11 protein-coding genes are annotated in these 11,518 nt (G+C 73.1%); 5 read left to right on the top strand and 6 right to left on the bottom strand.

The features are described from left to right. Positions 1–29: 29 nt before the first annotated feature. The 3 genes from ACFVH5_RS07615 to ACFVH5_RS07625 form a co-directional block, all read right to left on the bottom strand. The gene (locus tag ACFVH5_RS07615) at positions 30–908 is read right to left on the bottom strand and encodes a hypothetical protein (protein ID WP_384812120.1); all 879 of its coding nucleotides are present in this window, start codon (positions 906–908) and stop codon (positions 30–32) included. Positions 909–1,020: 112 nt separating this feature from the next. Further along, positions 1,021–2,547, bottom strand: a complete 1,527-nt coding sequence (locus tag ACFVH5_RS07620) for a hypothetical protein (RefSeq protein ID WP_385832627.1) — start codon at positions 2,545–2,547, stop codon at positions 1,021–1,023. Positions 2,548–2,693: 146 nt separating this feature from the next. Next, positions 2,694–3,386 carry a GntR family transcriptional regulator gene (locus ACFVH5_RS07625; protein WP_384812114.1) on the bottom strand — a complete coding sequence of 231 codons (693 nt, stop codon included), beginning with the start codon at positions 3,384–3,386 and terminating at the stop codon, positions 2,694–2,696. Between the two features lie 210 nt (positions 3,387–3,596). On the opposite strand from ACFVH5_RS07625, the gene ACFVH5_RS07630 reads away from it, so the two are divergent. From ACFVH5_RS07630 to ACFVH5_RS07650, 5 genes are read left to right on the top strand one after another with little or no spacing between them, the layout of a single operon-like run. Beyond that, positions 3,597–4,916: an MFS transporter gene (locus tag ACFVH5_RS07630; RefSeq protein WP_385832629.1), complete on the top strand. Its 1,320-nt coding sequence runs from the start codon at positions 3,597–3,599 to the stop codon at positions 4,914–4,916. Beyond that, positions 4,913–5,743 carry a putative hydro-lyase gene (locus ACFVH5_RS07635; protein ID WP_385832630.1) on the top strand — a complete coding sequence of 277 codons (831 nt, stop codon included), beginning with the start codon at positions 4,913–4,915 and terminating at the stop codon, positions 5,741–5,743. The genes ACFVH5_RS07630 and ACFVH5_RS07635 overlap by 4 nt, the downstream gene beginning before the upstream one ends. 36 nt (positions 5,744–5,779) lie before the next feature. Then, positions 5,780–6,574, top strand: a complete 795-nt coding sequence (locus tag ACFVH5_RS07640; protein ID WP_385832631.1) for a LamB/YcsF family protein — start codon at positions 5,780–5,782, stop codon at positions 6,572–6,574. Further along, on the top strand, positions 6,571–7,185 hold the full coding sequence (locus tag ACFVH5_RS07645) for an allophanate hydrolase subunit 1 (RefSeq protein ID WP_385832632.1): 615 nt from the start codon (positions 6,571–6,573) through the stop codon (positions 7,183–7,185). The genes ACFVH5_RS07640 and ACFVH5_RS07645 overlap by 4 nt, the downstream gene beginning before the upstream one ends. After that, the gene (locus tag ACFVH5_RS07650) at positions 7,185–8,051 is read left to right on the top strand and encodes a biotin-dependent carboxyltransferase family protein (protein ID WP_385832633.1); all 867 of its coding nucleotides are present in this window, start codon (positions 7,185–7,187) and stop codon (positions 8,049–8,051) included. Before ACFVH5_RS07645 ends, ACFVH5_RS07650 begins: the two co-directional genes overlap by 1 nt. A gap of 201 nt (positions 8,052–8,252) precedes the next feature. On the opposite strand, the gene ACFVH5_RS07655 is transcribed toward ACFVH5_RS07650, so the two are convergent. Genes ACFVH5_RS07655 through ACFVH5_RS07665 form a run of 3 tightly spaced genes read right to left on the bottom strand, consistent with a single transcriptional unit; the run spans position 8,253 to position 11,463 of the window. Next, positions 8,253–9,104 carry an SGNH/GDSL hydrolase family protein gene (locus tag ACFVH5_RS07655; RefSeq protein ID WP_385832634.1) on the bottom strand — a complete coding sequence of 284 codons (852 nt, stop codon included), beginning with the start codon at positions 9,102–9,104 and terminating at the stop codon, positions 8,253–8,255. After that, a complete protein-coding gene (locus ACFVH5_RS07660) occupies positions 9,101–10,303 on the bottom strand; it encodes a glycosyltransferase (protein WP_385832636.1) in 1,203 nt (400 codons plus the stop codon). Before ACFVH5_RS07660 ends, ACFVH5_RS07655 begins: the two co-directional genes overlap by 4 nt. After that, entirely contained in the window at positions 10,300–11,463 is a 1,164-nt protein-coding gene (locus ACFVH5_RS07665) for a glycosyltransferase family 4 protein (RefSeq protein ID WP_385832637.1), read from the bottom strand. Before ACFVH5_RS07665 ends, ACFVH5_RS07660 begins: the two co-directional genes overlap by 4 nt. Positions 11,464–11,518 lie beyond the last annotated feature (55 nt).

The raw sequence follows: 11,518 nt of genomic DNA on the forward strand, positions 1-11,518 counted from the left end.
GGTCGAGGAGTCGGGTCGGGTCGGGTCGGTTACGAGTGGAACGGCAGCCCGGCGTCGGCGGCCAGCTCCAGATCGTCGGTGTCGTCCGCGGGCATCAGGCTCGCGGTGCCGTCGGTCACCGGCACGACCCCCAGCTCCAGCAGCTCGGCCAGGGCGGCGCTGCCCGCCATGTCCCGCACCTGGAGCTGATAGCGGGCGGTCGTGCGGTACGTGCCCCCGGCGTCGTCCCCGGTGCGCTGAAGGAACCCGGAGTCGGTGAGGAACGCTGCCGCCTTGCCGACGATGCCGGTGGTGGAACCGGCCAGTCTTCGGGCGTCCTTGGTGGCCCCGGCGGAGCTGCGCCGCGCCCAGATCCGCCAGGCGGCCTCAAGACCCGGCGCGTCCGTGGCCGGGTCGGTGTTCTCCCCCTGCTCCTCGGCCCGCTCCTCCAGACGCCGGCAGGCCTGCCGTACGAACGCGTCGACGCCGTTGACCGAGACGCGCCCGATGTATCCGTCGTCCGCGAGGTCCTCGGGCCGCGGGAAGGCCAGGGCGGCGACGGAGAGGTGGGCGAGGCCGTGCAGGAACCGGTCGCCGGAGTCGGCGGACGCCCGTCGCGCGTAGTCGCCCATACGCACGGCGAACACCGAGTCCTCGGCGGCGGTCACCGCCATGCCGGCCCGGGGGGACACCTCAAGGACGACGAGTCCGAGCCCGGTGGCCACGGCGTCGGCGAGCCGCGCAAAGGGGGGATCCTCGCGGTACCGCCGCAGCAGCTCGGCGTACTCCTGGTCCCGCGCGGGCTGTGTCTTGGGCTGCAGCCCGAAGGCCACGAGCCGGGCCGCGTCCGCGGTGTCGGCAGGGGTGACGGGGGCGCTCACCGCCGCGGCGACCGCCTCCGGCTCACTCCACTCGACCTGCTCACTCACGACTGCTGCAACTCCTTCGACTCATCGGCGGGGCCAGGGGCGCCCTCGGGGGCGCGGGGAACTGCGCGACCGGCCACGGACGGCCCGCAGTGGAACGACGGCCGGTGGGGCATCACGCGACCTCCGACCGACCCGCGGTCATCCCGACCACGTCCAGCAGAGCCATCCCCACGATCAGATCCGCCCCGCCGAACTCCGGATCGTCCAGCTCGACCCCGTCGTCCACGGCGAACAGCAGCCGCTCCTCGCCCTGCCGATACGCGGTGCCGACCGGCGGGCTGGCCGCGTGCACCGCCAGCAGGGCGACCAGATAGGGCAGTTCAGGATCCTGCCGCCGCGCGTCGGCGAGCAGCCCGGACAGCCGGCGCGGCGCGTCGGCCGGCAGGTCGAGCAACTCCATCGCGGCGCCGAGCTGTTCCTCGCTGAACCGGCTGTCGTCCGGCGTGGCGATCAGATCCGGTTCGGGCATCTCGGCGCCCAGGTGCTCCCGCTCCACCGGCGGCGTCAGCAGCAGGTCGACGAGGTCCCCGACCCGGACGGACGCCGGGGTGCGCAGCCCCGTCCCGCGCGCGAAGAAGGCGTCGGTCACCCGCAGTGCCTGCTCCAGGGGCAGCGGCAGCACGGGGGCGACGAGATGGCCGTAGAGGTCTATCCCGGAGGTCGTCATCGGGGTCGCGAAGGCCTGCCGGTCCTGCTCGGCGCGGAACAGCGGCCCGGCCTCCAGGAGCCGGGACTGCAACTGCGTGTGGCGCCGGATGCAGTCCTTCACGATGTCGACGAGCTCGGCGGCCCGGCGCTTCTGCTCGGGGTCCTCCGACTCGTCGCGCGCCTTGCGGATGTTGGTGAGGATCGCGTTCTCGTGGCGGTAGCGGTCGGCCACGTGGTCGAGGGCCTCGGCGATCATGTCGGGTACGGCCTGCAGCCAGTCCACCGCCCGGACGTTGCGCCGGGTCGCGTCCAGGGCCCTGCGGAGCGTCTCCGAGTACTGCACGGTGCGGTAGCGGGCCTGCTCGGCGGCGAGCTGGGCGTCCGCGAGACGGCCCCGGCTGATCAGCACCTCCAGCTTGACCTCGGCGGCGATCTGCGCGCTGGTGACGTCGGTGTCGAGGGCGCCCACGAGGACGTTGACCGCCTCGTCCGTCGTACGGAGGTACACGCTCCCTCCGTAGCCCGCGACCTCCTCGATCAGCTTGAAGTCGTAGTCGCGGCGCACGTACGAGCCGTCGGGCGCGAACGTGCCGTAGACGGCGCGGAAGCCGCGGTCGACGCTGCCGACGTTGATCAGGTTCTCCAGGACCCAGCGGGCCACCCGCTCGTGCTCGGCGACGGGCCGGCGCGGGGCCTGGGCGGCGATGCGCGGGATGAGCCTGGCCACTATCTGGTCGTGGTCGGCGCCCGTGTCGAAGTCCATGTTCAGTGTGATGAGGTCGATGGAGGCGAGGGCGACCTCCGCCATGCCGTACACCGAGTACTCACCCGCGAGGTTCGCCTTGCGCACATCGAGGTCGTGCAGCGGCGCGGTGCAGGCGAGCGCGCGCAGGCGGCGCGCCAGGCCTTCGTCGGCGGCCGGGCCCGGCGCGGGGCGCGGCCCCGCGCTGAGCTGGGGCGGAACGCTGTCCGTCGATGCAGGCGAAGTCACGGTGCACAGACTAGGTCCTTGGTCTGACAACCACCGAAACGCTCCGTTGTGTGCGGTGGGGCACTTCAGCTCGAATGTCCGGTACGCGCCGGATACGGCTGGTTGCGCCCACGCGGCGGAGCCGCACATGAGACAGCCCCGCACCCCTAAAGGGGCTCCGCCACTCTGCGGCCGTACACCTCCGTGACCCGTCGGCGGGAGTCGTCCAGATAGACCGCGAGCAGGTTCTCCGCCTCCTCGCGGTCGCCGTCCTGGAGGGCCTGGAGGATCTGGCCGTTGCGGGCCAGGTACGGCTCGTGGAGGCGCTTCGGGTCGTCCACCAGGTGGAAGGCGAGGCGGAGTTCGGCGAAAACGCTGCGCATCAGCTCGTCGGTGCGGGCGCTGGCGGCGAGGGCGACCAGTTCCTGGTGGAAGTGGATGTTGGCCGTGCCCACGCCCTTCCAGTCGCCCTCGTGGGCCGCCCGCCGCCCGTCCGCGACCGACCCGGCGAGGCCGTCCACCGCGTAGGGAGGCTTGCCGAGTCCGCGGACGACCGCGCATTCGACGAGGCTGCGGGTGCGGTAGATGTCCTCGACGTCCTCGACGGTCAGCACCCGCACGAAGACACCCCGGTTGAGCTGGTGGACCAGCAGCCGTTCATGCGTGAGCAGCCGGAACGCCTCGCGCAGGGTGTTGCGGGAGACGCCGAGCGCGCCGCCGATGCTGTCCTCGGACAGGCGCTTGCCGGGCGGGAAGTACCCGTCGGCGATCCGGCTCCGCAGGATGTCCGAGACCCGCTCGGCGGTGCTGGTGCGGCCCAGCAGCGCGCGGTCGTCCGCCAGTCCGTTCAGTTCGGCCACGCCCGAATTCAACCGCAGATACAAGAACGAAACAACATGGGTATTGAAGGATCGTTCAACGATCCTCTACCTTGCTTGTCAGGCGCCGGTTTTCCCGGCACCGCCCTCTCGTCCGGGCACCGCCCGTTCGTCCCGGCGCCGACGGCTTCCGCACGGCATGGCACGGCTCAGTCCCCAAGCACCCTCCCGTCCCTCATCTGCGAGGTGCCCATGAGCACGACCCCTCCACCGCAGGCCCTGCCCACCGCAACGCGCCCCGGAGCGGGTGAACCCACCACCGACGAGGGTGCGTTCGCCTGGCTGCGGGCCCTAGGGCCGCGGGGCCGCCGCGCCTTCGGCGGCGCGTTCGGCGGCTACGGCCTGGACTCCTACGACTACTTCACGCTGCCGCTGAGCATGGTGGCCCTGGCCGCGTACTTCGGTCTCAGCAGCGGCCAGACCGGGCTGTTCACGACCGTCACGCTCGTCGTGTCCGCGATCGGCGGCGCCGCGGCGGGTGTCATCGCGGACCGGATCGGGCGCGTCAAGGCACTGATGATCACCGTCATCACGTACGCGGTCTTCACCGTGGCCTGCGGTTTCGCGCCCAACTACGAGACCCTGCTGGTCTTCCGCGCTCTCCAGGGGCTCGGTTTCGGCGGTGAGTGGGCGGTCGGCGCGATCCTGGTCGCCGAGTACGCGAGCCCCAAGCACCGGGGCCGTACGCTCGGCGCGGTCCAGAGCGCCTGGGCCGTCGGCTGGGGACTCGCCGTGGTCGTCTACACGCTGGTCTTCCAGTTCCTCGACGACGACATCGCCTGGCGCGTGATGTTCTGGACCGGCGCCCTGCCGGCCCTGCTGGTCGTCTGGGTGCGCCGGCAGGTCAAGGACGCCCCGGAGGCGGCCGAGCGCCGCAAGGAGAGCCCCGAGAAGGGTTCCTTCGCCACGATCTTCAAGCGGGGCACGGCCACCCGACCCGGACTCCTGAAGACGACGATCTTCGCCGTACTGCTCTCCACAGGCGTCCAGGGCGGCTACTACACGCTGGCCACCTGGGTACCGACGTATCTGAAGACGGACCGCGGACTGTCCGTCGTCGGCACCGGCGGCTATCTGACGTTCCTGATCTCCGGAGCCTTCATCGGCTACCTGACCGGCGGTTATCTCACCGACAAACTGGGCCGCAAACGCAACATCCTGCTCTTCGCGATCCTCTCGGCGATCTGCATCCTGGCCTACGCGAACATCCCGAGCGGCGCCAACACCCTCGTCCTCGTGCTCGGCTTCCCGCTCGGGTTCTGCATGTCGGCGATCTTCAGCGGCTTCGGCTCGTTCCTCAGCGAGCTGTATCCGACGGCCGTACGCGGCACCGGACAGGGCTTCACGTACAACACGGGCCGTGCCGTGGGCGCGGTCTTCCCGACCCTGGTCGGCTTCCTGGCCGACAGTTGGGGTGTCGGGGGCGCGCTGGTCTTCGGCGCGATCGGATACGGTCTCGCGGCACTGGCCCTGATCGGTCTGCCCGAGACCCGTGGGAAGGAGCTCCTGTGACCCGGTCCCAGAGCACTCGGCACCGCCCGCTCAACCTTCTCGACGACCACGCGCACGCGTGGAGCCCGGCAGAGGCACGTTCCCGCTTCCGTGCGGGTGTGTCGGGTCCCACCGCGGGCTGCTCGGCGGGCCACACCCAGGCGAACCTGATCTCGGTGCCGGCCGACTGGGCGTACGACATGCTCCTGTTCTGCCAGCGCAACCCGAAGCCCTGCCCGGTGCTGGACGTCACCGACGCCGGTTCCTGGACGACCGTCCTGGCCGAGGGCGCCGATCTGCGCACCGATCTGCCGCGCTACCGGGTGTGGGAGCACGGCGAACTGGCGGAGGAGCCCACGGACGTGGTGGCGCACTGGCGCGACGACCTCGTGTCGTTCCTCATCGGGTGCAGCTTCACCTTCGAGTGGGCGCTGACCGAGGCGGGCGTCCCGATGCGCCACATCGAGCAGGGACGCAACGTCTCCATGTACGTGACCGGCCGCCAGTGCCGTCCCGCGGGGCGGCTGCACGGGCCCATGGTGGTGTCCATGCGTCCGGTGCCGCCCGAGCATCTGCCCGTGGCGATCCGGGAGACCAGTCTGCTGCCCGCGGTGCACGGCAGCCCGGTGTACTGCGGCGATCCGGGCACCCTCGGCATCGAGGACCTGGGCCGCCCCGACTTCGGTGATCCGGTGGACTTCGAGCCGGACGACATCCCGGTGTTCTGGGCCTGCGGTGTGACGCCGCAGGCCGCGGTGATGGCCTCGCGCCCGCCGTTCGCGATCACCCACGCGCCGGGCCAGATGTTCCTCACCGACGCCCGCGACGAGCAGTACCGCGTCGCGTGAGTCACCAGAGCCGCCCGACCGGAGAACGGACACTCCATGACCTCCACCGGCACCCCCACCGGTACCCCCGTCGGTACCCCGATCGATCTCAACGCCGATCTCGGCGAGGGGTTCGGCCGCTGGCACCTGACCGACGACGAACAGCTGCTGTCGGTCGTCACCAGCGCCAACGTGGCCTGCGGCTTCCATGCCGGGGACCCCTCCACCATGCGGCGGGTGTGCGATCTCGCCGCCGGGCGCGGGGTACGGATCGGCGCCCAGGTCTCCTACCGGGACCTGGCGGGCTTCGGGCGGCGCGCGATGGACGTGCCGCCCGACGAACTGGCGGCCGAGGTGGCGTACCAGATCGGTGCCCTGGAGGTCTTCGCGCGCGCGGCGGGCGCGCGCGTGGCGTACGTGAAACCGCACGGCGCGCTCTACAACCGCATCGTGCGCGACGAGGAACAGGCGAGGGCGGTCGTCGACGGGGTGCGGCTCGCCGACGCCGCGCTGCCGGTGCTCGGGCTGCCCGGCTCCCGGTTCCTCGACGTGGCCGAGAAGGCCGGACTGGCGGTCGTCACCGAGGCGTTCGCGGACCGCGCGTACACCGACGAGGGCACGCTCGTGCCACGTGGCCGGGAGGGCGCGGTCATCACCCGTCCGGACGACGTCGTGGAACGCTCGGTGGGCCTCGCCCGTTCTGGTGTCGTCACGTCCCATTCGGGCCGTGACATCCCCGTACGGGCCCGCTCCCTGTGCCTGCACGGCGACACGCCCGGCGCGGTCGACCTGGCCCGCCGGGTCCGGGCACGGCTGGAGGAGGCGGGCGTCCGCGTGGAGGCGTTCGTATGAGGGCACTGCCGGTCGGCGACCGCGCTCTGCTCGTCGAGGTGTCCACGGACGAGGAGGCACAGGCCCTGCACGCCGATCTGCTCCGCCGTCGCGCGGAGGGCTCGCTCTCCGTGCGCGAGATCGTCCCCGCGGCCCGCACGGTCCTCCTGGACGGCCTCGACGACCCGTCCCGGCTGGCCGCGCAGCTGTCCGGCACACGGCTCCCGTCCGTTCCCCCGCCCGTCGCGGAGGTCGTGGAGATCTCCGTGCGCTACGACGGCCCCGACCTGGCGGACGTCGCCGGACTCTGGGGCGTGTCCCCGGACGAGGTGGCGCGCATCCACGCGGCGGCCGACTTCCGGGTCGCCTTCTGCGGGTTCGCTCCCGGCTTCGGCTATCTGACCGGGCTTCCGGCCCGCTACGAGGCGCCCCGGCGCGCGACACCCCGTACGACGGTCCCGGCTGGCTCGGTGGGCCTCGCGGGCCCGTACACGGGCGTGTACCCGCGCTCGTCGCCGGGCGGCTGGCAGCTGATCGGCACGACGGACGCCGTCCTGTGGGACCACGCGCGCGTGCCGGCCGCGCTGCTGTCGCCGGGTACACCGGTCCGCTTCGTGCCGGTGGACTCCTGATGACGGACCGCGCGCTGGTCGTCGTACGGGCCGGGGCGCTGACCACCGTGCAGGACCGGGGGCGGCCGGGCCACGCGCACCTCGGTGTGCCGCGCTCCGGCGTGCTGGACGCGCCCGCCGCCGCCCTGATGAACCGGCTCGTCGGCAATCCGCCCGAGGCGGCCCTCCTGGAGACGACCCTCGACGGCTGCGACCTGCGGTCGCGTTCGGCGGTCACGGTGGCCGTGGGAGGCGCCCCGTGCCCCGTCTCCGTGGACGGCCGCCCGGCCCCCTGGGGCGCCCCGGTGCGCGTGCCCGCCGGAGCGCTGCTGTCGGTGGGAACGGCCGTCTCCGGAGTACGCGCCTATGTGGCCGTCTCGGGCGGGGTGACCGTCGAACAGGTTCTGGGCAGCCGCTCGACCGACCTCCTCTCGGGCCTCGGCCCACCGCCCCTCACCGCCGGAACCGTCCTCCCCCTGGGGAAGCCGTACGGCCTCCCCGCGCGCGTGGACGTCGTTCCGCAGCCGTCCCCGCCGGCCGAACTGGTCCTGCGGGTGACACCGGGCCCGCGTGACGACTGGTTCACGGCGGCTGCCTGGCGCACGTTCACCACGCACACCTACCGGGTGTCCTCGGCCAGCAACCGCATCGGCCTGCGCACGGAGGGGCCCGCCCTGGAGAGGGCGATCGGCGGCGAACTCCCCAGCGAGGGCATGGTCCTGGGCGCCGTCCAGGTCCCCCCGGACGGACACCCGGTCGTCTTCCTGGCCGACCACCCGACCACCGGCGGCTACCCGGTCATCGCGGTGGTCCACCCCGAAGACCTCCCCACCACAGCCCAGTCCACCCCGGGCACCCCGGTACGTTTCATCCCCAGCCACACCTAGGACCGCGAGCCCCCCAGGGGCGCGGGGAACTGCGCAATCTTTCGCCTTTCAGGGGCGCGGAGAACGGCGCAATCTTTACGTCTGTTGGGGGCGCGGAGAACGGCGCAGTCTTTTGCCTTTCAGGGGCGCGGGGAACGGCGCGGCCAGCCACAGCGAACCCGCACCCCACAACGCGCCCCAGGCGAAGCCACCCTCAGAACCTCACGCCGCATCCGCGGAATCCACCGCAACCCCCGCCAACGCGGAAGCCACAGCCCGAGAAGCCGCAAGATCAAGCCGCACGCCAGTGCCCCGCACCCGATGCCGCACCTCGGAAGCGGCCAGCCCGAGAAGCTGCGGCAGCAGATCGGTGCACCGCCGAGCCACCCACCCGGTCCCGGACGTCGCCAGCCACCGAAGACTGGCCGCCCGCGAGGGCCCGGGAAACTCGGCCACGGCGCTCGGCACCGGCCCCGAGGCGACCCCCGCCTCCACCAGCAACGCGTGGAAGTGCAGCGCGAGCTGCCGATGCCCCCGCTCGCCCGGATGCAACCGGTCCGCGCTCCACATGCCCCGCTCCGCGACCCAGTCGCCCTCGGCGGCATGCAGATGAACGGCCCCGTACCGCTCGGACAGCGCGTGCACGACCGCGTTCACGGCCCGCTGACGCCGTGCCAGCGGCCGCGCGAGCGCCCCGGGAAGCCCCAGCATCGTCCCGGGGTCGGGCAGGCAGGCGGTGAGGAGGACGGCGCCCTGTCCGGTGAGGGCCGCGTACACCTCGTCGAGCCGCTCGGCCACGGCGTGGATGTCGAAGGTGCAGCGCAGGGTGTCGTTCACACCGATGACGACCGAGGCGAGGTCGGGCCGCTCGGCGAGCGCCACGGGCAGCTGGCGCTCCAGGACGTCACGCGTCTGCGCGCCGCTGACCGCGAGATTGCGGAACTCCACCGACGCCCCGGACGGGGCCAGCCCCGCGGCGAGCAGCGCGGCCCAGCCGCGCCACCCGTCGCCCACGGGATCGCCCACCCCTTCCGTCAGGGAGTCGCCCAGCGCCACGAACCGCAGGGGTCTCATACGACGCCCTCCCTGGGCCGTGGCACGGCACGCAGAGCGGTCGTGGGGAGCGGTTCCCGCGGCGCCCCCACCCGGACGGCCGCGTCGTGCGCGGCGAGGAACGCCTCCACGGCGGCCGGCCACCCGAAACAGGCGGCACGCGCGCGTGCGGCCTCCCGGCGTTCGTCCTCGGGCCGGTCCAGGAGCATCCTGATCGCGGCGCCGAAGGCCGTACCGGTGTCCGCGGCGGTGGCTCCGGCGGAGCCGATGACCTCGGGGAGGGCGGAGGTGGCGCTGGCGACGACGGGCGTGCCGCAGGCCATGGCCTCCAGCGCGGCGAGCCCGAAGGTCTCGGCGGGCCCGGGAGCCAGGCAGATGTCGGCGGAGGCCTGCAGACCGCCGAGCAGCGCACGGTCGGCGACGTGCCCGAGGAAGGTGACGGGCAGCCGCCGTTCACGCGCCCGCTGTTCGAGCCGGGCCCGCAGCGGTCCGTCGCCGGCCACGACGAGCACGGCGCGCCGCCCGCCCCGCAGCAGCGCCTCCAGCGCGTCCAGTGCCGTACCGGGCCGCTTCTCGACGGACAGCCTGGAGCACATCACCAGCAGGGTCTGGTCCACGCGCGCGTACCGGGCCCGGATCGCCGGGTCCCGCAGCGCGGGGTGGCGCCCCTCCAGGTCGACGCCCAGCGGGGCGCGTACGACATTGCGGGCGCCGATGCGGACGAACTCGCGCTCCGCGAACTCCGTGGTGCACACGATCCGCGCGTAGTGGTGCGCGGTACGGAGGTTGATGGCGTCGGAGGTGCGCCGGGCCAGGCCCGGCGACATGCCCCAGGTGCGCAGCACTCCGTCGGCGGTCTCGTGGGAGACCATCACCGCGGGCACCCGGGCGCGCCGCGCCCAGACGCCGGTCCAGCGCAGCGTCGTACGGTCGGAGACCTCAAGACGGTCGGGGGCCAGCGTCTCCAGGAGCGCCGCCACGCGCCGCCTGTCGGTGAGGACGCGGTAGCCGCCGGTGCCGGGCAGCAGCGGGCCCGGCAGGGTGATGACGCGGCCCTGTTCGGTCTCGCGGTCGGAGGCGCGTTCGCCGGGCACGATCAGGACGGGCCGGTGTCCGGCCGCCAGGTAACCGGCGCCCAGTTCGCGCAGCGCGGTCCGCAGGCCCCCCGAGGAGGGGGCGACGAAGTTGGCGAGCCGCACGATGCTCAGGGACTCGTTCATGCCGCCACCACCGCCCGTCCGGCGAGGACGTCCGTGTAGTGCTCGATGAGCGCGTCCCCGACGGCGGCCCAGGTGCGGCCTTCGACGGTACGCCGTGCCTCGGCGCCGTAGGCGGCCCGCAGGGCGGGGTCGGCGGCGAGCGACCAGACGGCGTCGCGCACGGCGGCCTCGTCGCGCGGCGGGACGAGCAGCCCGGTGCGCCCGTGCGCCACGAGGTCAAGCGGACCGCCCGCGGCGGGGGCGACGACCGGTACGCCGCTGGCCATCGCCTCCTGGACGGTCTGGCAGAAGGTCTCGAACGGACCGGTGTGCACGAAGACGTCCAGGGAGGCGAAGATCCGGGCGAGTTCGTCGCCGGTGCGGCGGCCGAGGAAGACGGCCCCCGGCAGTGCCTGGTCGAGGCTCGGCCGGCTCGGGCCGTCACCGACGACGACCACGCGTACGCCCGGCAGACCGCAGGCTCCGGCGAGGAGTTCGATCTGCTTCTCGGGGGCGAGCCGGCCCACGTATCCGACGATCAGCTCGCCGTTCGGGGCGAGTTCGCGGCGGAGGGCGTCGTCCCGGTGCTGCGGCCGGAAGCGGACGGTGTCGACGCCCCGCGGCCACAGCCGCACCCGGGGCACGCCGTGCGCCTCCAGGTCGTGGAGGGCGGCGGTGGACGGGGCGAGCGTGCGGTCGGCGGCGGCGTGGACGGAGCGGATACGGCGCCAAGCGGTGGCCCCGCCCGTGCTGATGTACGTACGGGCGTAGCCGGCGAGGTCGGTCTGGTAGACGGCCACGGCGGGGATGCCGAGGCGGCCGGCGGCGGCCATGCCGCGGACGCCGAGGACGAAGGGGCTGGCCAGGTGCACGATGTCGGCGCGGTGTGCGGTGATCGCGGCGGCGACGCGTCGGCTGGGGAGGGCGACGCGGACCTGGGGGTAGCCGGGGAGCGGCAGGGACGGGATGCGGACGACGGGGCACGGCGCGAGGGACTCGGACGCGGTCCCGAAGGAGGCGCCCGACTGTTCGGAGGGGGTCGAGAGCTTGGGGGAGGTTGCCGGAGCGACGACAACGGGGGTGTGACCGCGCTCGACGAGATGCCGGGCGGTCTGGAGCGCGCAGTGGGCCACGCCGTTCACATCGGGGGGAAAGGACTCGGTGACGATGACGACACGCATACGGGTGTTGTCGTCGTGCTGGACGTGGCCGCGTCAACGTGGATCTTTCCGGATG

This window comes from Streptomyces sp. NPDC127119 (genome assembly GCF_042677425.1).
Taxonomy (GTDB): Bacteria; Actinomycetota; Actinomycetes; order Streptomycetales; family Streptomycetaceae; genus Streptomyces.